Raw genomic sequence first — 24,399 nt, 5'->3', positions numbered from 1 at the left:
GCCGGCCCTCAAAAAAATCTCATTTCCGGTACACGGTCCGCCTGCCTGCCCGCGTGCGGGCTGCGAAGCTGCCGTTCCATGGATGCCCCGCCCTTGAAGGTGGCGCGGGACGTTCGACAGATAAGAGGGGGTAGGATGCTTGTCAACGCCGCCGCTTTCAGCAAGGTTGCGGCAGCTCGCGCTCATGCGGTGCAGAGCTGTTCAAATTCTGACCCTAAGGACTCCACATGTTCCGTTCTTTCATGAGCCGCCCCCTGCGCCCGGTCCTGATCGCCGCAACGGCGCTCAGCCTCGGTGCCACGGCCCTGTCTGCGGCCGAACCGGGTGACGTTGTTGCCAAGGTCGGCAGCACGGAAATCACCGAAGCCGATATCGCCTTTGCCGCCCGTGACCTTGGCCCGCAGCTGCAGCGCTTCCCGCCGGCCCAGTGGCGCCAGATTCTCACGGACGTGATGATCGACATGACGCTTCTGTCCGATGCGGCGAAGAAGGAAGGCCTTGAGAAGGATGAGGACTTCCAGCGCCAGGTCCGCTTCATGACCACGCAGGCCCTGCGCAATGCCTATGTGGCGCAGAAGCTGGATGCCGCCATCACCGAGGACGACCTCAAGGCGGCCTATGACAAGGAATTCAAGGATTTCCAGGGCGAAGAAGAAGTCCGTGCCCGCCATATCCTCGTTTCCTCCAAGGAAGACGCCGAGAAGCTGATCAAGGAGCTGGACGGCGGCGCCGACTTTGCCGAGCTGGCCAAGGCCAATTCCAGCGACGGTTCGGCTGCCAATGGCGGTGACCTCGACTATTTCACCAAGGGCCGCATGGTGCCGGAGTTCGAGGCGGCTGCCTTTGCCCTGCAGCCGGGTGAATACACCAAGGAGCCGGTTGAGAGCCAGTTCGGCTGGCACATCATCAAATCCGAAGACAAGCGCATCCAGAGCGCTCCGTCGCTGGAAGAGGTCTCCGACGGCCTGCGCCAGATGCTGATGCGTGAGCGTTATGCAACGCTGATCGAAGAGCTGAAGGCCGCAAATCCGGTGGAAATCATCAAGCAGGATGCTGCTGCCGATGCCCCGGCTGGGGAGGCTGCAAAGCCCGCCGCGCAGTAAGATAGAAGGTTCGGAAGTCAAAGCGCTTCCAGTCTGACAGGGATCCCCCGGCACCCCGCCGGGGGATTTCCTGTTTCAGGGGGTGTCATGGGTCTTGCGCACCCCCCTTCCATCGGGCAAGGCTGCGGCTCATTGCATTTGAGTGCCAGAGGCCGTCATGTCGACAGAAGTTTCCCCGCTTGCCCCCAAGTCCTACCCTGAGATGCCCGTCATCGAAGGCGTGCGTTTTGCCACGGCGGCTGCCGGCATCAAGTACAAGGGCCGCACGGATGTGCTCCTTGTGCTGATGGATGAGGGCACGGAAGTGGCCGGTGTCTTCACCCGCTCGCTCTGCCCCTCCGCCCCGGTGGACTGGTGCCGCGCCAATCTGCCTTCCGGCAAGGCCCGGGCGCTGCTGGTCAACTCCGGCAATGCCAATGCCTTCACCGGCAAGAAGGGCAAGGCAGCGGTCGAGCTTTCGGCGGACATCGTCAGCAAGGCGGTCGGCTGTGCCCAGGGCGAGATCTATCTCGCCTCCACCGGCGTGATCGGCGAACCGCTGCCTGCGGACAAGTTCTCCGGTGTCGTTGACGGGCTGGTGTCTGATGCCGTTGCCGGTTCCTGGCTCGATACGGCCAAGGCGATCATGACCACCGACACCTATCCGAAGGTGTCCACCCGCACGGTGGATCTGGGCGGTGTGCCGGTGACGCTGAACGGCATTGCCAAGGGTGCGGGCATGATCGCCCCGGACATGGCGACCATGCTGTCCTTCCTCTTCACCGATGCTCCGGTTGCAGCTCCTGTGCTGCAGGAGCTGATCTCCGGCGCCGTCGGCGGCAGCTTCAATGCCATCACCGTGGACAGCGACACCTCCACCTCCGACACGGCCCTGCTGTTTGCCACCGGCAAGGCAACCGAACGCGGTGCTGTGCGCGTGACTGAGGCTTCCGATCCGCGTCTGGAGCCTTTCCGTCAGGCACTGGGCGAGGTGATGCAGGATCTGGCCCACCAGATCGTCCGGGATGGCGAAGGCGCCCGCAAGTTCGTGGAAGTGCGCGTCGAGGGTGCCTCGTCCGATGCGTCGGCCAAGCGCATTGCCCTGTCCATCGCCAACTCGCCGCTGGTGAAGACCGCCATTGCCGGTGAGGATGCCAACTGGGGCCGTGTCGTCATGGCTGTCGGCAAGGCAGGTGAGCCGGCGGACCGTGACCGTCTGGCCATCTGGTTCGGCGATGTGCGTGTGGCCGTCAATGGCGAACGGGATCCGGATTACTCGGAGGCGGCCGCTTCCGCCGTGATGGAGCGCGAGCATATCGTCATCCGCACAGAGATTGGTCTGGGCGAGGGCTCCGCCACCGTGTGGACTTGCGATCTGACCAAGGCCTATGTCGAGATCAACGGCGATTACCGCAGCTGAACCGTCAAACTTTCTTCCGGGCGGGCTCTGAGATTTTTAAGAGCCCGCTCAAAACTGTCTAAAATTGGAACATGCCATGCGGATGGTTCTTGTCGTTGCCTGTGCTCTCATTGACGCGGACGGGCGTATCCTGATCGCGCAGCGGCCCGAGGGGAAGTCCATGGCAGGGCTCTGGGAATTCCCCGGAGGCAAGGTGGAAGCTGGAGAAAGGCCGGAAGCCTGCCTGATCCGCGAGCTTTCCGAGGAACTTGGAATCAGCGTTAAGGAAGAGTGCCTAGCCCCTCTGACCTTTGCCAGCCACGCTTATGAAGATTTTCACCTCCTCATGCCATTGTATGTTTGTCGGCGATGGCAAGGAACTCCCGCAGCCCAGGAAGGGCAGACCCTGAAATGGGTGCGGGCAGGCAAGCTCAGGGAATTCCCCATGCCACCGGCCGATGAGCCGCTGATCCCCCATCTGATCGGGTTGGTCGGCGCCTGATGTAGACCGACAGGCAAACAGCCGCGTATCTGGCTGGTTAGGAGTTGCAATGCGACTGGACGAAAATCCGGCAGGCATGTTTGGTGCCCCCGCCAGGAAGCGCGTTCAGATCGGCCTTGATCTGGCGGCCCGCTTCCGGGACGACGTGAAAGGTGCAACGGCCGTGGAATACGGCCTGATGGTGGCCTTCATCTCCGCAGCGATCATGGCGACCCTCCTGTCCATTGGCCAGGATATCGGTACCGCCTTCTCCATCATCAGCACGGCCCTGCGCGGCGGCTGATCAGGCCCCGCTTTTATCTTCCGGCACTTTCAGCGCATCGGCCAGCCGTGCCTTCGCGGAACCCGGCTTCAGCGGCTTCTGCTGGCTTTCATGGGGCGCCCAGCCGGACAGATACATCACCTGAAATGTTGCGCGGATGCGCCCGTCCGGATCGCTGTAATCTGCTGCATAGAGTTCTGCCGCCTTCAGAAACACGGCCCGTGACAGGGGCTTGCGGCTGCGCTCGTTCAGCGCCGATGTGGCGCCCATCATCTTCAGATCCCGCATCAGCGCGAAGATATTGTCGTAGCGCACCGTCAGCTTGTCCGTGTCCGTGACCGGCAGGGCAAAGCCTGCGCGCTGCAGCAGGGCGCCAAGATCCCGCGTGTCGGCAAAGGGCACGACCCTGGGTGCGGCGCCGCCGGTCACGTCCAGCTCCGCCCGCATCAGGCAGTCGCGCAACTCGCTCAAGGTATCCCCGCCCAGCAGCGCCCCCAGAAACAGCCCGTCCGGGCGCAAGGCCCGGCGGATCTGGATCAGCGCACCCGGCAGGTCGTTGACGAGTTGCAGGCTGAGCGCCGAGACGATCAGCCCCACGGACGCATCCCTCAAGGGCAAAAGCGCGTCATCGCAGACAAAGTCCGGGGCAGGCAGGGCAGGGTCGGGCAGGAACAGGTCACCGCGCAGCACCGTCTCCGCCTTGCCGCTTTGGCGCAGGATCTCAGCAATCCGCCCGGTGTGGCCGCCCAGATCCACCGCCGTGCCGAATTCGCGCGTCACTGCCGCAATCCTGTCCGCCAGATCTTCGGCGACAGCGGCCAGCAGGAAGTCGGCACCTTCCGCCCGGCGCTCAAGGGCACGGCTGCGCCGCTGGGCGAAGAGGGAACGGTCGATGAGATCGATGCGGGTCATGTGGGTGCCTTCCGGGTGCCGGGCATGCTGCCTTATAGGCCCAGCCTTCCGCTTCCGTCAAAAGCTGCTAGGGTGACGTGAACCACGGGTTGCAAGAGGCGGCAGATGCTTCAGGAACCGGATGCAGGCCTACACAGCCTTGACTGGCGCCGCCGCTCGATGGGCGGATTGCGCCGGATCTGGCGCGCCGGGCTCGATTTTCTGCTGCCGCCGCGCTGCCTCACCTGCGATGCCCCTGCTGCCGAGCCTGATGCCGTTTGTCCTTCCTGCTGGGGGCAGATGCCCTTCATCGAGGCGCCCTGGTGCGCCCGCTATGGCACGCCGCTCTCGTTTGATCTGGGGCCGGAGGGACTGAGTGCCCGCGCCATCGCCTCGCCGCCCCTCTTCAACCGGGCCCGTGCTGCCACCCTCTATGGCGGCCCGGCGCGGGACTTGGTGCTGGCGCTCAAATTCGGCGGGCGGCGTGAGGTGGCAGCCCCCATGGGGCGGCTGATGGCAGCTGCCGGGCGTGAGTTGTTCCAGCCTGACACGCTGGTTCTGCCCGTGCCTCTCCACCGCACGCGCCTTTGGCAGCGGCGGTTCAATCAGGCGGCCTTGCTGGGGCAGGAGGTGGCGCGCATCAAGGGTGTGGGCTTTGAACCGCTGATGCTGGAGCGGCGGCGCCGTACCCGCCAGCAGGTGGGCCTGCATGCGGATGAGCGCAGCCGCAATGTGCGCGGTGCCTTTGCGCTCCGGCCGGAAGCGGTGATGAAGATCAGCGGGCGGCCGGTGGTGCTGGTGGATGATGTTCTGACAACGGGATCAACGGTTGAGGCCTGCACGCGGGTGCTGCTGCGGGCCGGCGCGCGGCAGGTGGACGTGCTCACCTTCGCCATCGCCGATCCCTCGCTCACTGCAGACTGACTGGTTTCCCTCCGGCCACGGCCATTTTCAGGGCTTGTCCGGCGCAAGTTCCGGCAGATATAAGCCGGTAAGCGCAGTTTGACTGTCTGTGAGCATTCTTGACAGGCTGATGCCCCTCCATCGTCATCCCGGCCTTGAGCCGGGACTGGTGAGCCGGGGCATATGCTGTTTCAGGGAGCTGCAGCCGGAAGGCCTTGGCTCTCCGGTCCCGGATCTCCGCTTCGCTGCGTCCGGGATGACGATTGTGAGGGCTGTCAGTGGCCTGAGGGGCGGTGAGCTGCCCATAAGGAGTTGAAACGTGGTTGAAGTCATCATCTACACCCGGCAGATGTGCGGCTACTGTTCTGCGGCCAAGCGCCTTCTGGACAGCAAGGGCGTTGTCTATACCGAGCATGACGCCAGTTTTGATCCGGGTCTCAGGGCCGAGATGATTGCCAAGGCCAATGGCCGCAGCACCTTCCCGCAGATTTTCATCGGCGGGGTGCATGTGGGCGGCTGTGACGACCTGCATGATCTGGACCGGGCGGGCAAGCTCGATCCCATGCTCGCCGCCTGATCCGGAGCTTGTGACAGATGGCCATCTTTACCGCCGCCTGCGTACAGCTTCGCTCCAGCCGGGACGTTGCTGCCAATAGTGCCGCTGCCGAAGCGCTGATCCGCGAGGCGGCCGCAGCGGGGGCGGACTATGTGCAAACGCCGGAGATGACCAATCTGCTGGAGCGCAGCCGCGAGGAACTGATGGCCAAGATCCGGGTGGAGGCGGACGATCCGTCGCTGGCCCGGTTCCGGGCGCTGGCCGCAGAGCTTGGCATCTGGCTGCATATTGGCTCGCTCGCCATTCTGCTGGAGCCGGGCAAGGCGGCAAACCGTGGCTTTCTCATTGGCCCCGATGGCAGCCTGAAGGCGAGATACGACAAGATCCACATGTTCGACGTGGATTTGCCCAACGGCGAAAGCTGGCGGGAATCTGCCACCTACCGGCCCGGCTGCGAGAGCCTTGTGGCGGACCTGCCCATTGCACGGCTCGGCATGGCCGTGTGCTATGACGTGCGCTTTCCGGCCCTGTTCCGGGCGCAGGCGCGCGCCGGAGCCGAGGTGCTGACCATGCCGGCCGCCTTCACCCGCCAGACCGGCGAAGCGCACTGGCATGTGCTGCAGCGGGCGCGGGCGATCGAGAATGGCGCCTTCGTCATCTCCAGCGCTCAGGGCGGCAAGCATGAGGACGGGCGCGAGACCTATGGCCACAGCCTGATCGTCAATCCCTGGGGCGCGGTGATCGCGGAACTTGACCATGATGAACCGGGCTTTGTGACCGCCCGTATCGACACAGAAGAAACGCAGAAGGCGCGTCAGCGCATTCCCGCCATCGCCAACGAGCGGGATTTCACCCTGACGCAGACCGGCAAGGAGATTGAGGCGTGATCCGTTACACGCTCCGCTGCGACAATGCCCATGAGTTCGAGGGCTGGTTCCGCAATTCCGGAGATTTCGAGCGCCAGACGGCGCAAGGACTGATGAGCTGTCCGGCCTGCGGATCCGATGCGGTGACCAAGGCGCTGATGGCGCCTGCCGTCAGCACCTCGGAGCGGCGGGAGAGCCTTGCTCCTGTCAGCGGCGGCGCGGAAGCGGCGGCAGCCGTTGACGCGCCTGCAGCGCCCGCCGGGGCCGGGGCAACTTCGGCCATGATCGCCTCGGATTCGCGCCACGCCGAGCTGCTTGAGAAGATCCGGGAACTGCGCCAGCAGATCGTCTCGAATGCCGATTATGTGGGCCAGTCCTTTGCCGATGAGGCCCGCAAGATGCACTATGGCGAGGCGGATCATCGCAGCATTTACGGCGAAACCAGCCCGGATGATGCCCAGGCCCTGCTGGAAGAGGGCATCAGCATCCTCCCGCTTCCGGTGCTGCCGGAAGACCGCAACTGATTGCTGCCTTCGCTCAGTCCATGCCAGCAGCCGGGCCAGCTTGAACGGGTGGCCCGGCTGTTGTTGGATGGAGCCTGATCAGGCGCTGGCAGCCGGCTTTGCGCGCGGGGCGGCCTTGCGGGCTGCCGTTTCGCCACTGCCGTTGCTGTTGGCCGGTTCCATGGCCTTGGAGGCCGCTTCCATGGTCTGCTGGGCCATGTCTTCGACCACCTCTGCCGCCGTATCGACGACCAGATCCCCGGCCTTCGAGGTTTCGGCGAGGCTGGTCTGCAACAGCTCCAGCGTCTTCTGCGCCTGGGCTTCGTAGTCGTGCCACATGTCACGGAAGAAGCCCTGCAGGGTCTTGGCGGTTTCTGCCGGTTCCTTGCAGGCCACGAGCGAGCGGAAGCAGGCGAGATCTGCCTTGAGCCGCTGGTTCACGAAGTCCATGTGGCCGGTGAAAGCCTTCTCGCTGCCTTCCAGCATCTGACGGCTGGCGGTTTCCAGGGCGCTGAGCGTGTGTTCGCCCAGCTTGTCAGAGCGTTCGGCCCATGACCAGTTATTGGCCCAATTGCTGGATGCCACATTCATCCACGGTGCGGTGAGCCCCATGGTGCCGTTTCCGGCGGTGTCATGTTCAATCCGGTTTTTTGTCATGTCGACCTCCCACAGATGTCGATTGCGCGTCTTCAGAGGATAGACGCCTGCCTTGCCGCTGCTTGCGGTCTGTCAGGCCGTAGCCTGCATGCTGCTGGCAATTACCGCGGGTGAGACCTCAGCATGCACACGTGCCGCTAGGTTAGCAAGGGAATGTGACAACCGTTTTGATCTGCCTCATAAGAAAATGCCCGGTCTGCGGCGGGATTGCGGCATTGGCCCTCAAATCCTGCGGCAGTGTGACGCGGCCGGCCTGACCTCTCAGGCACGCATCCAGGCCTGCAGCTCTGCGGTGACGGCGCCGGGGGCCTCCAGCGTGGAGAGGTGCCCGGCCCCGGCAATCAGGCTGAGGCTGCTGCCGGGGATGGCCTCGTGGATCTCACGGGCGATTGCGGGCGGAGTCAGCGTGTCGCCTTCCCCTGCCAGAACCAGCGTGGGGCAGGCGATCTGGCCGAGGAAGGGGCGGGAGTCGATCCGGGCCATGATGGCAGTCTGCTGGCGCACGAAAGCCTCGGGCCCCGTGTCTTCCGCCATTTCCACCACCACGGCCTTCAGCGTTTCATCTTCGGCGCGCGAGGCATCCACCAGCCCCGGATAGAGCAGATGCGGCACCTTGGCGAATTTGCCGGACTGCGCCATCTGCATCAGAACGCGGCGGCGCTCGCCCTGCTCCGGCATGTCGGGCCGGGCGCTGGTGTCCAGCAGGGCCAGGCGCGTCACCTTCTCCGGCGCCTTGCGCATGATCTCCATGGCGATGTAGCCGCCCATGGAAAGCCCGGCGAGGGCAAAGCGCTCAGGTGCTGCTGCCAGAATGCCCTCCGCGATGGTGTTGATGCTGTCCGCTTCCCGGTGATCGCCGATGAGGATCGGCCGGTCCGAGAAGGCGGCGATCTGTGCGGCAAACAGCAGCTCGGTGCAGAGCAGGCCCGGAATGAAGACGACAGCCTCGGTCATGCGTGGGGATCTCCCGCTGGTGTTGACGTGTCCAGTCAGAAGTCTTTCTCTGCGAGGTGTGTCAGGCTGTCAATGTGCGGGCAATCAGCGAGAGCGAGATGAACATGAGCCAGAGCGCTGCCGCCCGCTGAAAAACCTGCAGCCGCTTTTGTCCGGAAGCGGCCCCTGTCTGCGTCAGCCGTCCAGCAAAGCCCCAAAGCAGGGCAATCGATATGACGAGGCTGCAGAAGACCGTCAGGTAGGGAAGAAACCGTGCATCCGGCGGTCCGGGAATCAGGACAAGGCCGAAGATCAGGGCTTTGGGGTTCAACAGGGTGGTGATGAACACCTGCCCCTGCGTGACACGCCCCTTCGCTGATTCCGGGTCCGGCAGACGCCAGAGGCGCAGGGCGAGTATCATGATCCAGAGGCCGGCCAGAAACTTCACGGCTGTTGCCGCTTGTGGCCAGGCGGCAAACAGGCTTGAACCGAGCAGGGTGAGCGGAACGATGGTGAGGAGGTAGCCCAGTATCTCCGCCGGAAGCAGAGACACGACCCTTCGCATGCCCGCGCTTGCTCCGGCAATGCTCATGAGCGTGTTGGTCGGGCCGGGGGTCAACAGCAGTACACAGACGGCACCGATGAAGCCTGCAAGGGTCATGTCACTGGTCATGCCGCCAATCTTGAGCATCCGCTGTCTCAAGCATTGACCAGGATCATATGGTTGCTGTTTCCACAGTCAATGGACGGCAGAAGCAGGATGTCAGTGCAGCATCAGGCCAATGCCCTGCGCGGCATCGATCATGACCGGATAAAGCGATGCCAGAAGCAGCAGTGCCATGGCGATGTTGAAGACCTGCAGCCGCTTCGGGTTCGCTAGGAAACCGCGCAGCAGCGTGCCCGCCGCCGCCCAGGCGAGAGAACTGGGGCCGCCAGTGAGGCTGTAGAGCAGGGTGATGATCAGCACGTTGGTGAAGAAGCCGTCTGCGGGTGTGTAGGCAGCGATGGCGCCGATGGCCATGATCCAGGCCTTCGGATTGACCCACTGGAAGGCGGCCGCCTGCAGGAATGTGAAAGGCTTCGGCTTGGCGCCCGCAGTCTGCGGCGCGCCGGAGCGGGCGATCTTCCAGGCGAGCCAGGCCATGTAAAGCGCACCGGCATATTTCAGCACGTCATGGAGGGCGGGCCATAGTTCGAAGAGTGCGCCTATGCCCAGCCCGCAGGACAGCACCAGAATCGAGAAGCCGATATTGATGCCGAGAATATGCGGCAGGGAGGCCCTGAGGCCGAAGTTCACACCCGAGGCCAGCAGCATGGTGTTGTTCGGCCCCGGCGTGATGGAGGAGACGAAGGCGTAAAGAATAAAGGCGGCGATCAGGTCCGGCGTCATGACAGGCTGTGCTCGGGTAAATGTCTGAATGGCCTGCAGAATAGAGGCGTGACGCTTTTGGTGAAAACGGAATAGCGTCACGTGACACTATTCCGTTTTCCTGATCTGACCGTTTCTCTGTCCCGGGTGGCTGCTTCAGCGGCTGGCGAGGAGCATGTAGTTCACGTCCATGTCGCGCGAGCGGTTCCAGCTGTCGGTGAGCGGGTTGAAGGTGACGCCGCAGCGGTCGGTCACCGTGAGGCCAGCGGCGGTCACCGGGCGCTCGATTTCCTCCGGGCGGACCAGCTTTTCGTAGGAGTGGGTGCCTTTCGGCAGCCAGCGCAGCACATATTCGGCGCCGACGATGGCCAGCGCATAGGCCTTGAGGGTGCGGTTGATGGTGGCCACGAACATCAGCCCGCCGGGGCGGACCATGCGCGACACCTCGGTGAGGAACAGCGGCACATCGGCGACGTGCTCCACCACTTCCATGTTCAGCACCACGTCAAAGGTCTCGCCCGCTGCCGCCAGTTCCTCGGCGGTCGAGGCGCGGTAGTCGATGGCAAGGCCGGACTGGGCTGCGTGGAGCTTCGCGATCTCGATATTGACCGTCGACGGGTCGGCGCCCACCACTTCGGCGCCAAGACGGGCCATGGGCTCGCTCAAGAGCCCGCCGCCGCAGCCGATGTCGAGGAAGCGCAGGCCCTTGAAGGCGTCACTGGCCTTGGGGTCGCGGCCGAAGCGGGCGCAGACCTGTTCCTTGATATAGGCAAGGCGCACCGGATTGAACTTGTGCAGCGGCTTGAACTTGCCGGCCGGGTCCCACCATTCGGCGGCCATGGCGGAAAAACGGGCCACTTCCCGCTCATCGACGGTGCTGCCGGTTGCGGCCTGGTCCCTCGTGGTCTCGGTGCTCATGACTGTCCTTCCCGGATGAGGTCTTGCGCGGGGCTTGCGCTCTGAGGTGTGACCTTTCGCGTCAGGGCCGCTTTGTCAAGGCTCCCTGTTGCAGATGCGGCGTTGTGGCTGTATGGATTGCGGCCGATCCGCCGGGCGCGCTCGCGCCCATATGGCTCTCGACGGGAAGACAAAAACCACGATGGCCCGACTGGTTATGAAGTTCGGCGGCACGTCCGTCGCGAATATCGAACGCATTCGCAATGTAGCCCGCCATGTGAAACGGGAAGTTGACGCCGGCCATGAAGTTGCCGTCGTCGTGTCGGCCATGGCCGGGCAGACCAATCAGCTGGTCGCCTGGTGCCGTGAAGCCGCTCCCATGCATGACGCGCGCGAATATGATGCCGTTGTCGCCTCCGGCGAGCAGGTTACCTCGGGGCTTCTGGCCATCGTGCTGCAGGAAATGGGCGTCAATGCCCGCTCCTGGCAGGGCTGGCAGATCCCGATCCGGACCGATGGCTCGCATGGCGCGGCCCGCATTGCGGGCATTGATGGCGCCTTCATGGTGGAGCGGCTGAAACAGGGCCAGGTGGCCGTGGTGGCCGGTTTCCAGGGCATTGCCCCGGACAACCGCATCTCCACGCTGGGCCGTGGCGGCTCCGACACTTCGGCCGTGGCCATTGCCGCCGCCATTCAGGCCGACCGCTGCGACATCTACACGGACGTGGACGGGGTCTACACCACCGATCCGCGCATCGTGCCGAAAGCCCGCCGCCTTGACCGCGTCGCCTTCGAGGAAATGCTCGAAATGGCTTCGCTCGGCGCCAAGGTGCTGCAGGTGCGCTCGGTCGAAATGGCCATGGTGCATGGCGTGCGTACCTTCGTGCGTTCAAGCTTTGACGATCCCGATGCCCCGCAGGAGGGCAAGGACGGTCTTCCCCCCGGAACTCTCATCTGCGACGAGGACGAACTCGTGGAACAGCAAGTCGTGACCGGCATCGCCTTTGCCAAGGACGAAGCCCAGATCTCCATCCGCAACGTGCCCGACAAGCCGGGTGTTGCCGGTGCCGTGTTCGGCCCGCTGGCCGACGCCAACATCAACGTGGACATGATCGTCCAGAACATCTCGCCGGACGGCAAGACGACGGACATCACCTTCACGGTGCCCGAATCAGAATACGACCGGGCCATGAGCACGCTGGAAGCCAGGCGCGCCGAACTCGGTTTCGGTGCTCTGGAAGGCGCCCGCGATGTGGTGAAGGTGTCGGTGATCGGCATCGGCATGCGCTCGCACGCGGGCGTTGCAGCCGAGTGTTTCCGCGGCCTTGCGGAGAAGGGCATCAACATCCGTGCGATCACCACTTCCGAAATCAAGATCTCGGTGCTGATCGATTCCGCCTACACGGAACTTGCGGTCCGGACTCTCCATTCGCTATACGGTTTGGACGGGTAATAACCAGCCTGGGCCGGGCAGATGCGATGACCGTGTCTGCCTGCCCGCGCCGACAGGAACGGAGCTGACCCATGCGCAGCAACCTGGCCGGTCCGCGCCTGTTGCTCCGCAGGCTTCGCGAAGTCATGGCGGAGCCGATCAACGCGCAGGAGCGGCTCGACAAGATCGTGGTCCTGATCGCGGCGAATGTGGTCGCCGAGGTCTGCTCCGTCTATATTCTGCGTGCTGACGGCGTTCTGGAGCTTTATGCCACCGAAGGCCTCAACCGCGAGGCCGTGCACCAGGCGTCGCTGCGCGTCGGGCAGGGCCTCGTCGGCCTGATTGCCGCCGAAGCGCGGCCGCTCAATCTTCCCAATGCGCGGGCGCATCCCGCCTTCGCCTATCTGCCGGAAACCGGTGAAGAGGCCTATAACTCCTTCCTGGGTGTGCCGGTCCTGCGCGCCGGGCGCACGCTCGGCGTTCTGGTGGTGCAGAACAAGTCGCACCGCACCTATTACGAGGACGAGGTCGAGGCACTGCAGACCACCGCGATGGTCATCGCGGAAATGGTCGCTGCCGGCGAACTGGAAGCCATCGCCAAGCCCGGCACGGGGCTGGACCTCTCCCGTCCCTTCCGCTTTTCGGCCGTCGGGCTGGCGGAGGGTGTGGGGCTCGGCCACGTGGTTCTGCATGAGCCGCGGGTCGTCGTCACCAATCTCATTGCCGAGGATACTGACCACGAGACGGGCCGCCTTGAGGGCGCGATCGACCGGTTGCGCCTGTCCATCGACAGCTTGCTGGCCTCCGGTGACTTTGCGCAGACGGGTGAGCACAGGGATGTGCTCGAAGCCTATCGCATGTTCGCCTATGACCGGGGCTGGATCCGCAAGATCGAAGAGGCGATCCGCAACGGCCTGACGGCGGAAGCCGCCGTGGAAAAGGTGCAGAGCGACATGCGCGCCCGCATGCTGCGCCAGACGGACCCTTATCTGCGCGAGCGCCTGCATGACCTCGACGATCTGGCGCACCGGCTGATCCGCGAACTCATGGGCCGCCAGCACAGCGGTGGCGCCGGCAGCCTGCCGCAGGATGCCATCATCGTTGCCCGCAACATGGGCGCCGCCGAGCTTCTCGACTATGACCGCGACCGGATTCGCGGCGTGGTGCTGGAGGAGGGCGGTCCGACTAGTCACGTCACCATCGTGGCGAGGGCTCTCGGCATTCCCGCTGTCGGCCAGGTGCAGGATATCGTCAGCCTTGCGGATGCGGGCGATGCCATCATCGTTGATGGCGGCACCGGCGAGGTGCATCTGCGCCCCGCTTCGGACGTGCAGGATGCCTATGCGGAAAAGGTGCGCTTCCGCGCCCGCCGTCAGGCCCAGTTCCGCCGGTTGCGCAACAAGCCCTCCGTCACCAAGGACGGGGTGGAAATCGCGCTGCAGATGAATGCGGGCCTTCTGGTCGATCTGCCGCATCTGACCGAATCGGGGGCGGTGGGGGTTGGCCTGTTCCGCACCGAACTGCAGTTCATGGTGGCTTCGTCCTTCCCGCGCCTGTCCGATCAGCAGGCCCAGTACACGCAGGTGCTGGATGCGGCGGATGGCAAGCCTGTCACTTTCCGCTCGCTCGATATCGGCGGCGACAAGGTGCTGCCCTATCTGCGCTCGATCCAGGAAGAGAACCCGGCCATGGGCTGGCGCGCCCTGCGCCTCGGCCTTGACCGGCCGGGCCTGCTGCGCACCCAGGTGCGTGCGCTGCTGCGCGCAGCCGCAGGCCGCGAGCTGAAGCTCATGTTCCCGATGGTTTCGGAAGTCTCCGAGTTCCACCGGGCGAAGGAACTGGTGGAGCGCGAGCTGAAACACGCCCGCCGCCATGGCCATGACGTGCCCGATTCCATCCGCCTCGGCGTGATGATCGAGGTGCCCTCGCTGCTGTTCCAGCTGGAAGAACTGTTCCAGGCGGTGGACTTTGCCTCCATTGGCTCCAACGACCTGTTCCAGTTCTTCTGTGCCGTGGACCGGGGCAACACCCGTGTTGCCGACCGCTATGACACGCTCGGCCCCGGCTTCCTGCGGGCGCTGAAGCAGATCGTGGATGTGGCCGGGCGGCACCATGTGCCGGTGACGCTCTGCGGGGAGATCGCCGGCAAGCCATTGGAAGCCATGGCCCTGATCGGGATCGGCTACCGGTCCCTGTCCATGTCGCCGGCCTCGCTGGGCCCGGTGAAGGCGATGCTGCGCAGCCTTGATGCGGGGCGCCTGTCGGCACGCCTGCTGCCGCGCCTTGATCATGGCCATCCGGATCACGAAATCCGTGCCTTCCTGCGGCGCTTTGCCGAAGAGCAGGACGTGGCGCTGTAGCGCCGCGCCTGCCGTTCATCCTGTTTACTGCCGGGAGGGCCCTTTCTCCCGTGGCTCTGGAGACATGCGCTCATGCTGGCGCAAGCAAAACTCGACACACTGCTGAACCGCTTTGCCGAACTCGAACACCGCATGTCCTGCGGTCCGGATGCGGGGGAATATGTGCGTTTGTCGCGCGAATATGCCGAGCTGGAGCCGCTGGTGCGCGCCGTGCAGGCCCTGCGCAAGGCGGAAGAAGATCTGGCCGGGGCCGAGGTGCTGATCGCCGAGGCGGGCAGTGACCGGGAAATGCGGGAACTGGCTGAGCTGGAGCGCGATGAGCTGACGCAGAAGGTGGAGGAGCTGACGCAGGCCGTGCGCATCGGCCTTCTGCCCAAGGACAGCGCCGACAAGAACGACGCCATTCTGGAAGTGCGGGCCGGAACGGGCGGGGATGAGGCAGCGCTTTTTGCCGGTGACCTGTTCCGCATGTACCAGCGCTATGCCGCGCTGCAGGGCTGGAAGGTGGAGGTGCTGTCGGCCAGCGAAGGCGAGGCAGGCGGCTTCAAGGAAGTGATCGCCTCCGTCACGGGCGAGAATGTGTTCGCCCGGCTCAAGTTCGAATCAGGCGTGCACCGGGTGCAGCGCGTGCCTGAAACCGAATCGGGCGGGCGCATTCATACTTCTGCCGCGACGGTTGCCGTGCTGCCGCAGGCCGAAGAGGTGGATGTGAATGTGCAGGAATCGGACCTGAAGATCGACACCTACCGGGCCTCGGGTGCGGGCGGCCAGCATGTCAACACCACCGATTCGGCCGTGCGCATTACCCATCTTCCCACCGGGATTGTGGTGGCGGTGCAGGACGAACGCTCCCAGCACAAGAACCGGGCGAGAGCCCTGCAGCTGCTGCGCGCCCGCATTTATGATGCGCAGCGCGACAAGGCAGCGAACGAGCGTTCCGAGGCGCGGCGCCTGCAGGTGGGCTCCGGCGACCGGTCGGAGCGCATCCGCACCTATAATTTCCCGCAAGGCCGGGTCACCGATCACCGCATCGGCCTGACGCTCTACAAGCTGGAGCAGGTGCTGGCGGGCGAAGCGCTGAACGAGCTGGTGGAAGCGCTGACCGTCGATCATCAGGCAACGCTGATGGCGGCCGAGGAGGGCTGATCCCATGTCCGGGGCAGGGGAGGGGCTAACTCTCGGGGCGCTTTACCGCGCGCTGCGCGACAGGTTCCGCAAGGCAGGCCTTGCCTCGCCGGAGCTGGATGCCCGGCTGCTGGTGGCCGCTGCCGCTGGCCTGTCTCCTGGTGATGTGGTGCTGCGCGGTGATGATCCGGTGAGCGGGGCTGTGGCTGCGCTGGCCCGCCACTATGCGCAGCGGCGCGAGGCGCGGGAGCCTGTGGGCCGCATTCTGGGCGAGCGGCAGTTCTTCGGTCTGGATCTCGCCCTCTCCCCGGATACGCTGGAGCCGCGTCCCGACACGGAAATTCTGGTGGAGGCGATGCTGGCGCGGACTGGCGGCTTCTCCAGTCCGCTGATTGCCGACATCGGCACGGGGACGGGCGCCATCATTCTGGCCTTGCTCAACGAGCTGCCGCAGGCACGTGGCCTGGCCATTGATCTGTCACGCGGTGCACTGGAGACAGCGCGGGCCAATGCGGGGCGCCACGGGCTGGAAGACAGGCTTTGCTTTGCGCAGGCAAGTTATGGGGAAAGTCTTGCGCCTGTCTTCGACTGGATCGTCAGCAATCCGCCCTATATCGCCTCGGATGTGATCGCCGGGCTCGATGAAGATGTGCGCAAGCATGACCCGGTCCTGGCGCTTGATGGCGGGCCTGACGGGCTTGTTGCTTACCGTGCAATCGTGCCGCAAGCGCTGGCTGCGCTGCGCCCCGGCGGGCGGCTCGGCTTCGAGATTGGCTTTGACCAGGGCGGGGCCGTTTGTGGCCTGATGGCTGAGGCCGGATTTCAGGATCTTGAAATCATTCAGGATCTCGGCGGAAATGACCGTGTGGTGACGGGCATTAAGCCGGCATCGGGTTGACTGCGGACATCCTTGAAAAAAGGCTTGGAAATCTGACGCGAACCGGCTAGTTTCACTTTGCCGAAGCCGGGATAACGCGGTCGGGGCGAGTTTCTCGCCATATCGGCGATCCAGCCCACGCAGGGATTATGGGCCGAACGATCGCAACGCGTTTTGGAAACCGAACATTTTCTGATTAATCGGACTGTCGGTCTGTCGCAGAATATGACGATTGCGTTGCCCTTCGCCGGGTGAGGCTGTCGTGGCGGTTCATTGTTCACAGCCGGTCATGCTCCCTTCACTGGAGCCGGGTAAAGCCGGAACCCCAGCGCAGGGAATACAGACGCGCTTTTGATTGGCCGGCCTTGCCGGCCGCCGTTCCTTAAGAGTTAACGGCAGGATGAGACCAGGAAATCAAAACAAGCAGCGTATGCGGAACAACCGGGGCCGTAAGGGACCGAATCCGCTGACCCGGACGTTTGAATCGAACGGCCCGGACGTGAAGATCAGGGGTACGGCTCTGCACATCGCCGAGAAGTACCAGCAGCTGGCCCGCGACGCACAGGCAGCCGGTGACCGGATCATGTCGGAAAACTATTTCCAGCATGCCGAGCACTATTACCGCATCGTTGCGGCGGCTCAGCCCAACATGGCGGCAAGCGGCGGCCTGCGGTTCGACAACGGCTATGACGAGGAGGATGGCGAGGATCAGGGTGCCGACGGCGCCGAGATCAACGAGCGTTCCGACCGTCAGGACCAGCCGGAGCGGCCCGAACGTTCCGAACGTCCTGAGCGCATGGAGCGGCAGGACCGTCCCGGGCGTCAGGACCGTGGCGAACGCCAGGACAGGGACCGTCAGGACCGGGGTGACCGTCAGGAGCGTGCTGAGCGCCCCGAACGGGGTGACCGCCCGATGCGTCAGGAGCGTTCCGAACGCAGCAACCGTCAGGACCGGTATGAGCGCCGCGACCGCGACGACCGCCAGGAACGCGCACCGCGCCCGGTTGAATATGTTGCGGCCGATGAGCCGCAGCCCTTCATCGAGCACATGCCGGTTCCGGGCCTGAACGGGGGGCATATCAGCCGTCCGGTCCATGACGAGCCGGTTCAGACGGAAGCTGCGGTTTATCCCGGAGCCGAAGGTGAAGACGGTGAGGATGGCCGTCCGCGCCGCCGCCTGCGCGGTACCCGTGGCCGTGGCCAGCGCCGTGAGGGCGAGGAAACTCCGGCTGAAGAGGCCGCCGCCGCGCCTGCCCCGGCTCCGGCCGAGGCTGCCGCTCCGGTGGAAGCCGGTGAGGAGCCCAAGCCCCGCGCCCGGCGCACGCCGCGTCCGCGCCGCACCAAGGATGTGGAAGAAACCACTTCCAGCGACGCCTGATCAGGCCGCAGGGTACAGAAAGATACGAAAGGGCGCTCCGGTCTTCGGGGCGCCCTTTCTCTTTGCGCTTGCCGGCCCATCTTCTCTTTGCGCCTGGCTGCGCAGGGTGAGCCCCGCGAAAGCTCCGGGGATCAGGATCCTTCCGGAGTTGCCGGACACCCCCTTTTGTTGTCAATTTGCAACACTATATGAGCCTTGCCATCCGAGTGATGGCGCGGGTGCCCGCTGGGGCAGCTTGCGGCCGCAAGGCCGAGGCTGCCTGCCGAATGGGGCCCGCAGTCCAGCACGTCGGCCATGCTACGGGTGGTCAGGCGGAAAGGAGTTTTGCGAATGAATATGGAAAAATACACCGAACGGGCGCGCGGCTTCATCCAGTCTGCGCAGACCTTTGCGCTGGGGCAGGGGCATCAGCAGTTCCTCCCCGAACATCTGCTCAAGGTGCTGATCGATGATCCGGAAGGCATGGCCGCCGGTCTGATCGACCGTGCGGGCGGCTCGTCCCAGGATGTCCGCATCGCCGTCGAGCAGGCGATTTCCCGTCTGCCGAAAGTCTCCGGCGGTTCGGGGCAGCTTTATCTGTCTCCCGCCATGGCGCGTTTCTTCGAGCAGGCCGAGAAGGTGGCCGACAAGGCGGGCGACAGCTTCGTCACCGTCGAGCGCATGCTGCTGGCTCTGGCCATGGACAATGACAGCGAGGCCGGCAAGCTGCTGGCCAAGGCGGGCGTGTCCCCGGCCAACCTCAACCAGGCGATCAATGCCCTGCGCAAGGGCCGCACGGCCACCTCTGCCAGTGCCGAAAGCCAGTATGATGCGCTGAAGAAATATGCCCGTGACCTGACGCAGGCCGCCCGAGACGGCAAGCTTGATCCGGTGATCGGCCGCGACGAGGAAATCCGCCGCACCATTCAGGTTCTCTCCCGCCGCACCAAGAACAATCCGGTTCTGATCGGTGAGCCGGGCGTCGGCAAGACGGCCATTGCCGAGGGCCTTGCCCTGCGCATCGTCAACGGCGATGTGCCGGAAAGCCTGAAGGACAAGCAGCTTCTCGCCCTCGACATGGGATCGCTGATTGCCGGTGCCAAATACCGCGGCGAGTTCGAGGAGCGCCTGAAGGCAGTTCTCTCCGAAGTCGAGACGGCGGCGGGGGGCATCATTCTGTTCATCGACGAAATGCACACGCTGGTCGGCGCAGGCAAGGCGGACGGGGCGATGGACGCCTCCAACCTGCTGAAGCCGGCCCTTGCCCGCGGTGAGCTGCATTGCGTTGGTGCAACCACGCTCGACGAATACCGCAAGCACGTGGAAAAGGACGCGGCATTGGCCCGCCGGTTCCAGCCGGTTTTCGTCAGCGAGCCGACGGTGGAGGACACCATCTCCATCCTGCGCGGCATCAAGGAGAAATATGAGCTGCATCACGGTGTGCGCATCACCGATTCGGCCATCGTCTCCGCCGCAACCCTGTCGAACCGCTACATCACCGACCGGTTCCTGCCGGACAAGGCCATCGACCTGATGGACGAGGCGGCCAGCCGCCTCAGGATGCAGGTGGATTCCAAGCCCGAGGAGCTTGACGAGCTCGACCGGCGCATCATCCAGCTCAAGATCGAGCGTGAGGCGCTGAAGAAGGAGAGCGATCCGGCCGCGCAGGACCGTCTGGTCCGGCTTGAGAAGGAGCTGACGTCGCTTGAGGAAGAATCCGATGCGCTCACCCAGCGCTGGCAGGGCGAGAAGGACAAGCTGAACCTTGAGCAGAAGCTGAAGGAACAGCTGGACGGCGCCCGCAGCGAGCTGGAAAAGGCACAGCGGCAGGGCAATCTTGCCCGGGCCGGCGAGCTGGCCTATGGCGTCATTCCGGAACTGGAGCGCAAGCTCGCCGATATGGCCGGTGCCAGTGCCAAGGGGGCGATGCTGGATGAGGCGGTGACCTCCAGCCACATCGCGCAGGTCGTCTCCAAGTGGACGGGCATTCCGGTCGACAAGATGCTGGAAGGCGAGCGTGACAAGCTCTTGCGCATGGAAGACGTGCTGGCGGGCCGGGTGATCGGCCAGGCCGAGGCGATCCATGCGGTTTCCACCGCCGTCCGCCGCGCCCGCGCCGGGCTGCAGGATCCGAACCGGCCGATCGGCTCCTTCATGTTCCTCGGACCCACGGGCGTGGGCAAGACGGAGCTGACCAAGGCGCTGGCTTCCTTCCTCTTCGATGACGACACGGCGATGGTCCGCCTCGACATGTCGGAATACATGGAGAAGCATTCGGTCTCCCGCCTCATCGGCGCGCCTCCGGGCTATGTCGGCTATGAGGAGGGCGGGGCCCTGACGGAGGCGGTGCGCCGCCGGCCCTATCAGGTCGTGCTCTTCGACGAGATCGAGAAGGCCCATACGGATGTGTTCAACGTGCTTCTGCAGGTGCTCGATGACGGCCGCCTGACCGATGGTCAGGGCCGCACCGTGGACTTCCGCAACACGCTGATCATCATGACCTCGAATCTGGGTGCCGAATATCTGGTCAACCAGCCGGAGGGCGAGGATACGGACAAGGTACGCGATGAGGTGATGGGTGTGGTGCGCGGCCATTTCCGGCCCGAATTCCTCAACCGCCTGGACGAGATCGTGCTCTTCCACCGGCTGCAGCGCAACCAGATGGCTTCCATCGTTTCGATCCAGCTGGAGCGGCTGCGGGCCTTGCTTGCCGACCGCAAGATCACGCTGGATCTGGACGACAGCGCCATCGGCTGGCTGTCGCAGAAGGGCTATGACGCCGCCTATGGCGCCCGGCCGCTGAAGCGGGTGATCCAGAAGGATGTGCAGGACCCGCTGGCAGAGAAAATCCTCTCCGGCACGGTCAAGGACGGCGACCACGTGGCGGTCAGCGCCGGAACGGACCGGCTGATCTTCGCCACGGGTCCGGCGTCCGGCGAATCTGCGGCGGCCTGATGCGCCGCCAGTCTTGAAAACGCCAGGTCATGAAAAAAGGACCCGCCGGAGCGATCCGGCGGGTATGTTTGCTAGCTTGACAAGTTGGCAACGTGAATTCTGGCGATGAGGAGTTGGGTCGCATTTTTCCTGAATACGAAATCACTGAATATTTATGACTAGTATTTCTTGAAAAAATTTTACGTTTCTATCTAAAATAGTCTGGATGATACTTTTATCGGGTTCAAGGTCTAAAACATGCCTGATTTTTCGACTATCTTCGCTTACGTCAAAACTCCACATGCTGCGATAGTCGTGGTTCTTTTTTGCGCTTTATTATTATTTTTTCCACTTGAGCATGTGGGTTTGGCGCAATTGAAGTTATCCAATGAAAATAGTTTTATAGTATTTTGTATGTTTTTGGTGGCTATAGCAAGGCTTTCATCTGATTTTTTATTTTTTGCTATAGGTTCATTTCGCCGTTTTATTAATAAAAGAAGGCGAAGGGGATTTGTAAAGAAGGCTGTTTTATCTTTAAATTTGGAAGAGATTTGTGTCTTGTATAAGATGTGTCAGCTAGGAAGGAGGACGCTTAAGGGCAGTTACGATAATTCAACTATAATTTCTATGCGTTCGAAAGGCTGCCTTACTTGGATTGCGGGGCCTCAGTCAGTCTTGGAGATGCATTATGTAGTTCCTGATGATATTTACGAGTTTTTTTTGATTAATTGTCACGGTATGATTCCAGATCATTTAATTAATGACGCTGAATTTCAAGATAAGGTTGACAATTTATATTATAATGTTACTAAGTTATTGTGATCTTTCCCGTGAATTTCCTTAAGATGCCCTTTTAATAGGCTGCCGCGTCAGCGCACCGTTTCTGAGGCGGATGCAGCCGCAAAGCGCGAAGGCTTCTGCCCGCGATCCAGCAGGGCGTCGATACGGGTGCGCTCCTGCTCGAAATTCGCCAGCATGTCGCCATCCAGCACCCGGCCGCGCGGCAGGCGGATGCGCATCGGATCGACGAAGTTGTTGTTCACCAGCACCTCATAGTGAAGGTGCGGTCCGGTGGAGAGGCCGGTGGAGCCCACATAGCCGATGATCTGGCCCTGTGTGACGCGCCCGCCTTCCTTGATGCCGGGGCCGAAGTCGTTCATGTGATTGTAGGTGGTGACATAGCCATTGGCGTGGCGCAGCTCCACCCGCTTGCCATAGCCGGATTCCCAGCCGGCCTTGATGATGGTGCCGTTGCCGGAGGCCATGATCGGCGTGCCGCGCGGGGCGGACCAGTCAACGCCCGTGTGCATCTTGCCAAAGCCGTAAACCGGATGCTGGCGCATGCCGAAGCCCGAGCGGAAGGTGCCGCCGGAGAGCGGCTTGCGCATCAGGAATTTCTTCGCGCTGCGGCCTTCCTCGTCATAGTAGTCAACCGAACCGTCGTCCGGGGCGCGGAAGCGGTACAGCCGCCGCTCGGCGGAGCCGGTGTGCAGCGAGGCATAAAGGATCTCGCCGTTCCCGCCAGTCTCGTCATCGCCGCCGCCATAGAACACTTCCAGCGAGTCACCCGGCTGGACGCGGCCGTTGAAATCCACATCGTAGGAGAAGGCGCCGATCAGTTCCTTGATCAGGTCTTCCGGGATCTGCTGCTCAAGCGCGGTCTGATAGACACTTTCATAGAGCGACACCGAAGGGCCGCCGGTGCTGCCGCTGAAGGTGCTGCGGTCAGCCTCGGCAAAGGCGTCCAGCAAGTCTCCGGCCGGCTCATTGGCGGTCACATAGATGCCGTTGTCGGAGCGGGCGACGGTCGCCTTGTGCCGGTTCTCGCTATAGATGCTGACCCGCTCCACGCGCGGGATTGTTGGATCCGCCGGATCGGCGCCAAGCGCCAGACGCAGCCTGTCGCCCGGCGCCAGGTCCACAATGCCTGCGCCAAAGCGGAAGGCGGCCAGAATGGCCTCGGCCTCCGGATCAGATGCCTGATTGTCGAGGAGAATGTCCTTGAAGGCCATGTCCTGCTCGACCGGAATGATCCGCTCGTCAAAGCCGGCCACCGGGGCTGTGCCCGCCTGCTTGGAAACGAAGGAGACGTTTTCCTGGGTGATCCGGACGGACAGCCGGGCAAAGTCGGGCTGGCGGGCGAGGTTGAAGTCGAAACGGTCCGGGTCAACGATGGTCCGCGAGGCGATCTGGATGCCGCTTTCGCTCAGAAACTGGGCTGAAACCCGGACCTGCCGCTCCACTTCCGTCTCGGAAGGGGTGAGGGCCGTGTCGATCAGCGGGCTGTTGACCGGAAAGTCACTCTGGGCCAGCGTGAATTCACCTTCCGATTTGGCGGAATAGACCGCATCGCTGACCGTCCGCTCATCCAGCGGCTTCTGATCGGCAAACATCTGCAGCGGATTGAAGGCCGGGATGCGGCCCTCCACATCGGTGAGGCGCCGGGTGGTCAGGGTGGTGTTCACAAAGGTATATGGTCTGGCCTTGATGTGTTCCTGATCACCGCTGCGCGTCACGACATTCAACGGAATGATGCGCTTGCTGGTGAACTGGGCTGCGGCCTTGCTGATCCGGTCCCCTTTCGTCCCGGCGCCAGCGGTGTTCAGAATTTCAGGGCTGGGCGTGTGGGCGGTCGCGGCGGCAACGCGGTATTGTCCATCGAGGGCTGCTACCAATGCGCCGCCCATCAACACGATCGACGTCACGCCCGTCAGAACAGTCCCGGTCAGCCAGCGCAGGCTCACCTTGCGGCGGTCCGGCAAGGCGTTCCGCTCGTCATAGACAACGAGCGGCGGCATGGTGCCAAGTTCAACCGCTGGAAGAGCGTGAGACTGAAAGGGGCCCAGATGCATCAGTTGCCTTGTCTGTTCATGTCGTCCTGCCCCGCATTGTCCTTGCAAGGCCACGCACTGCACGGAAACCTCCGCCGGCCGGAACCATCCGGAACCTGACGGAAAATGCAGCCTGCCGCCGCAAAGGTCAACGGCGCAGGCGCTTTGCCATATCACTGTTGTTCCCGTACCTGAGGGTGAAGCGGTCGATAAGCGCGGTTTCAGGCATGAATATGGCTGGCCCATATATAGATGGGGGACAGAGCCAGTGTGAAGGCGCCTTTCCCGCGTCTCCTGCGGCCGGATGGCGGGGCTGGCAGGCGGACGGGAATATCTTTTTCAGGCGGCCCGCATTTTTTTAAGCCGGCTTGTGGGGAAAAGGGGCGCAAATCACAGGGGCAGCCCGCGTGAACCTGAGCGTTTCTGCGGGGTTCCTGCCTTGTGAATCTTTTTTGACAATCTGTGTTGACTCCTCTGAGGGGTCTGGCTATAAACCGCTCCATCGACGGCGGCGCCACGGAAACACGGCGCCAAGCGCTGTCGGGTCAGCCGAAAACGACTGAGCCGCGAGGAGCTCGCAAGAGCGAACGGTTTAGTTGTCTGCGGTTCCCGGAAACGGGGTGAACGCTTCTGTGTTCAGTTCTTTGACAATTTGGATTTGAA

22 protein-coding genes are annotated in these 24,399 nt (G+C 63.4%); 15 read left to right on the top strand and 7 right to left on the bottom strand.

What is annotated here, in order from left to right; translation table 11 throughout:
* Positions 1 to 227: 227 nt before the first annotated feature.
* The 4 genes from AC0CMF_RS19645 to AC0CMF_RS19630 all read left to right on the top strand — a co-directional run bounded on the left by AC0CMF_RS19645 (position 228) and on the right by AC0CMF_RS19630 (position 3,266).
* On the top strand, positions 228 to 1,103 hold the full coding sequence (locus AC0CMF_RS19645) for a peptidylprolyl isomerase (RefSeq protein WP_050475135.1): 876 nt from the start codon (positions 228 to 230) through the stop codon (positions 1,101 to 1,103).
* Between the two features lie 157 nt (positions 1,104 to 1,260).
* Positions 1,261 to 2,502 (top strand): bifunctional glutamate N-acetyltransferase/amino-acid acetyltransferase ArgJ, encoded by a 1,242-nt coding sequence (gene argJ, locus AC0CMF_RS19640; protein ID WP_374630335.1) that lies wholly within the window; start codon positions 1,261 to 1,263, stop codon positions 2,500 to 2,502.
* A gap of 76 nt (positions 2,503 to 2,578) precedes the next feature.
* The gene (gene mutT, locus AC0CMF_RS19635; RefSeq protein ID WP_050475137.1) at positions 2,579 to 2,983 is read left to right on the top strand and encodes an 8-oxo-dGTP diphosphatase MutT; all 405 of its coding nucleotides are present in this window, start codon (positions 2,579 to 2,581) and stop codon (positions 2,981 to 2,983) included.
* Positions 2,984 to 3,032: 49 nt separating this feature from the next.
* A complete protein-coding gene (locus AC0CMF_RS19630; protein ID WP_197717536.1) occupies positions 3,033 to 3,266 on the top strand; it encodes a Flp family type IVb pilin in 234 nt (77 codons plus the stop codon).
* Here AC0CMF_RS19630 and AC0CMF_RS19625 read toward each other — a convergent pair whose 3' ends face one another.
* The gene (locus AC0CMF_RS19625) at positions 3,267 to 4,157 is read right to left on the bottom strand and encodes a methyltransferase domain-containing protein (protein ID WP_122523050.1); all 891 of its coding nucleotides are present in this window, start codon (positions 4,155 to 4,157) and stop codon (positions 3,267 to 3,269) included.
* 105 nt (positions 4,158 to 4,262) lie between these two features.
* Here AC0CMF_RS19625 and AC0CMF_RS19620 point away from each other — a divergent pair, with 105 nt between their 5' ends.
* The 4 genes from AC0CMF_RS19620 (at position 4,263) to AC0CMF_RS19605 (ending at position 6,985) form a co-directional block, all read left to right on the top strand.
* Positions 4,263 to 5,060, top strand: a complete 798-nt coding sequence (locus tag AC0CMF_RS19620; RefSeq protein WP_374630336.1) for a ComF family protein — start codon at positions 4,263 to 4,265, stop codon at positions 5,058 to 5,060.
* Between the two features lie 298 nt (positions 5,061 to 5,358).
* The gene (grxC, locus tag AC0CMF_RS19615; protein WP_072242718.1) at positions 5,359 to 5,616 is read left to right on the top strand and encodes a glutaredoxin 3; all 258 of its coding nucleotides are present in this window, start codon (positions 5,359 to 5,361) and stop codon (positions 5,614 to 5,616) included.
* Between the two features lie 17 nt (positions 5,617 to 5,633).
* Entirely contained in the window at positions 5,634 to 6,482 is an 849-nt protein-coding gene (locus AC0CMF_RS19610; RefSeq protein ID WP_374630337.1) for a carbon-nitrogen hydrolase family protein, read from the top strand.
* Entirely contained in the window at positions 6,479 to 6,985 is a 507-nt protein-coding gene (locus AC0CMF_RS19605) for a DUF1178 family protein (RefSeq protein WP_050475141.1), read from the top strand. The genes AC0CMF_RS19610 and AC0CMF_RS19605 overlap by 4 nt, the downstream gene beginning before the upstream one ends.
* A gap of 78 nt (positions 6,986 to 7,063) precedes the next feature.
* Here the strand turns inward: AC0CMF_RS19605 and AC0CMF_RS19600 are convergent, their stop codons facing one another.
* The 5 genes from AC0CMF_RS19600 to ubiG form a co-directional block, all read right to left on the bottom strand.
* Positions 7,064 to 7,621 (bottom strand): phasin family protein, encoded by a 558-nt coding sequence (locus AC0CMF_RS19600; RefSeq protein WP_050475142.1) that lies wholly within the window; start codon positions 7,619 to 7,621, stop codon positions 7,064 to 7,066.
* A gap of 261 nt (positions 7,622 to 7,882) precedes the next feature.
* Positions 7,883 to 8,575 (bottom strand): alpha/beta fold hydrolase, encoded by a 693-nt coding sequence (locus AC0CMF_RS19595; RefSeq protein ID WP_122523058.1) that lies wholly within the window; start codon positions 8,573 to 8,575, stop codon positions 7,883 to 7,885.
* 61 nt (positions 8,576 to 8,636) lie between these two features.
* Positions 8,637 to 9,227, bottom strand: coding sequence for a LysE family translocator (locus AC0CMF_RS19590; RefSeq protein ID WP_244284680.1), 591 nt, complete (start codon positions 9,225 to 9,227; stop codon positions 8,637 to 8,639).
* A 90-nt stretch (positions 9,228 to 9,317) separates the two neighbouring features.
* The gene (locus AC0CMF_RS19585) at positions 9,318 to 9,944 is read right to left on the bottom strand and encodes a LysE family translocator (protein ID WP_050475144.1); all 627 of its coding nucleotides are present in this window, start codon (positions 9,942 to 9,944) and stop codon (positions 9,318 to 9,320) included.
* A gap of 135 nt (positions 9,945 to 10,079) precedes the next feature.
* The gene (gene ubiG, locus AC0CMF_RS19580) at positions 10,080 to 10,841 is read right to left on the bottom strand and encodes a bifunctional 2-polyprenyl-6-hydroxyphenol methylase/3-demethylubiquinol 3-O-methyltransferase UbiG (RefSeq protein ID WP_058898648.1); all 762 of its coding nucleotides are present in this window, start codon (positions 10,839 to 10,841) and stop codon (positions 10,080 to 10,082) included.
* Positions 10,842 to 11,022: 181 nt separating this feature from the next.
* On the opposite strand from ubiG, the gene AC0CMF_RS19575 reads away from it, so the two are divergent.
* The 7 genes from AC0CMF_RS19575 (at position 11,023) to AC0CMF_RS19545 (ending at position 21,727) form a co-directional block, all read left to right on the top strand.
* On the top strand, positions 11,023 to 12,273 hold the full coding sequence (locus tag AC0CMF_RS19575; protein ID WP_058898649.1) for an aspartate kinase: 1,251 nt from the start codon (positions 11,023 to 11,025) through the stop codon (positions 12,271 to 12,273).
* A gap of 71 nt (positions 12,274 to 12,344) precedes the next feature.
* A complete protein-coding gene (ptsP, locus tag AC0CMF_RS19570; protein ID WP_374630338.1) occupies positions 12,345 to 14,612 on the top strand; it encodes a phosphoenolpyruvate--protein phosphotransferase in 2,268 nt (755 codons plus the stop codon).
* A gap of 72 nt (positions 14,613 to 14,684) precedes the next feature.
* On the top strand, positions 14,685 to 15,758 hold the full coding sequence (prfA, locus tag AC0CMF_RS19565; protein ID WP_374630339.1) for a peptide chain release factor 1: 1,074 nt from the start codon (positions 14,685 to 14,687) through the stop codon (positions 15,756 to 15,758).
* Positions 15,759 to 15,762: 4 nt separating this feature from the next.
* A complete protein-coding gene (prmC, locus tag AC0CMF_RS19560; protein WP_374630340.1) occupies positions 15,763 to 16,635 on the top strand; it encodes a peptide chain release factor N(5)-glutamine methyltransferase in 873 nt (290 codons plus the stop codon).
* A 379-nt stretch (positions 16,636 to 17,014) separates the two neighbouring features.
* Positions 17,015 to 17,992, top strand: coding sequence for a DUF4167 domain-containing protein (locus tag AC0CMF_RS19555; RefSeq protein ID WP_472482430.1), 978 nt, complete (start codon positions 17,015 to 17,017; stop codon positions 17,990 to 17,992).
* Between the two features lie 330 nt (positions 17,993 to 18,322).
* A complete protein-coding gene (gene clpB / locus AC0CMF_RS19550) occupies positions 18,323 to 20,926 on the top strand; it encodes an ATP-dependent chaperone ClpB (protein WP_374630342.1) in 2,604 nt (867 codons plus the stop codon).
* Positions 20,927 to 21,163: 237 nt separating this feature from the next.
* Positions 21,164 to 21,727, top strand: a complete 564-nt coding sequence (locus tag AC0CMF_RS19545) for a super-infection exclusion protein B (RefSeq protein ID WP_374630343.1) — start codon at positions 21,164 to 21,166, stop codon at positions 21,725 to 21,727.
* A 47-nt stretch (positions 21,728 to 21,774) separates the two neighbouring features.
* On the opposite strand, the gene AC0CMF_RS19540 is transcribed toward AC0CMF_RS19545, so the two are convergent.
* Positions 21,775 to 23,703: a M23 family metallopeptidase gene (locus AC0CMF_RS19540; protein ID WP_374630344.1), complete on the bottom strand. Its 1,929-nt coding sequence runs from the start codon at positions 23,701 to 23,703 to the stop codon at positions 21,775 to 21,777.
* Between the last annotated feature and the right edge of the window lie 696 nt (positions 23,704 to 24,399).

It is taken from the genome of Pannonibacter sp. CBAS1226 (genome assembly GCF_055685825.1).
This window is presented reverse-complemented; position numbering and strand designations above follow the sequence as displayed.

Coding starts and splice junctions, on each gene's coding strand:
- prfA (WP_374630339.1), top strand. CDS start 14,685: ATGCTGGCGCAAGCAAAACTCGACACACTGCTGAACCGCTTTGCCGAA.
- AC0CMF_RS19595 (WP_122523058.1), bottom strand. CDS start 8,575: ATGACCGAGGCTGTCGTCTTCATTCCGGGCCTGCTCTGCACCGAGCTG.
- ubiG (WP_058898648.1), bottom strand. CDS start 10,841: ATGAGCACCGAGACCACGAGGGACCAGGCCGCAACCGGCAGCACCGTC.
- AC0CMF_RS19645 (WP_050475135.1), top strand. CDS start 228: ATGTTCCGTTCTTTCATGAGCCGCCCCCTGCGCCCGGTCCTGATCGCC.
- ptsP (WP_374630338.1), top strand. CDS start 12,345: ATGCGCAGCAACCTGGCCGGTCCGCGCCTGTTGCTCCGCAGGCTTCGC.
- AC0CMF_RS19545 (WP_374630343.1), top strand. CDS start 21,164: ATGCCTGATTTTTCGACTATCTTCGCTTACGTCAAAACTCCACATGCT.
- AC0CMF_RS19540 (WP_374630344.1), bottom strand. CDS start 23,703: ATGCCGCCGCTCGTTGTCTATGACGAGCGGAACGCCTTGCCGGACCGC.
- AC0CMF_RS19555 (WP_472482430.1), top strand. CDS start 17,015: ATGAGACCAGGAAATCAAAACAAGCAGCGTATGCGGAACAACCGGGGC.
- AC0CMF_RS19585 (WP_050475144.1), bottom strand. CDS start 9,944: ATGACGCCGGACCTGATCGCCGCCTTTATTCTTTACGCCTTCGTCTCC.
- AC0CMF_RS19610 (WP_374630337.1), top strand. CDS start 5,634: ATGGCCATCTTTACCGCCGCCTGCGTACAGCTTCGCTCCAGCCGGGAC.
- AC0CMF_RS19590 (WP_244284680.1), bottom strand. CDS start 9,227: ATGACCAGTGACATGACCCTTGCAGGCTTCATCGGTGCCGTCTGTGTA.
- AC0CMF_RS19625 (WP_122523050.1), bottom strand. CDS start 4,157: ATGACCCGCATCGATCTCATCGACCGTTCCCTCTTCGCCCAGCGGCGC.
- AC0CMF_RS19630 (WP_197717536.1), top strand. CDS start 3,033: ATGCGACTGGACGAAAATCCGGCAGGCATGTTTGGTGCCCCCGCCAGG.
- clpB (WP_374630342.1), top strand. CDS start 18,323: ATGAATATGGAAAAATACACCGAACGGGCGCGCGGCTTCATCCAGTCT.
- AC0CMF_RS19575 (WP_058898649.1), top strand. CDS start 11,023: ATGGCCCGACTGGTTATGAAGTTCGGCGGCACGTCCGTCGCGAATATC.
- argJ (WP_374630335.1), top strand. CDS start 1,261: ATGTCGACAGAAGTTTCCCCGCTTGCCCCCAAGTCCTACCCTGAGATG.
- AC0CMF_RS19600 (WP_050475142.1), bottom strand. CDS start 7,621: ATGACAAAAAACCGGATTGAACATGACACCGCCGGAAACGGCACCATG.
- prmC (WP_374630340.1), top strand. CDS start 15,763: ATGTCCGGGGCAGGGGAGGGGCTAACTCTCGGGGCGCTTTACCGCGCG.
- AC0CMF_RS19620 (WP_374630336.1), top strand. CDS start 4,263: ATGCTTCAGGAACCGGATGCAGGCCTACACAGCCTTGACTGGCGCCGC.
- mutT (WP_050475137.1), top strand. CDS start 2,579: ATGCGGATGGTTCTTGTCGTTGCCTGTGCTCTCATTGACGCGGACGGG.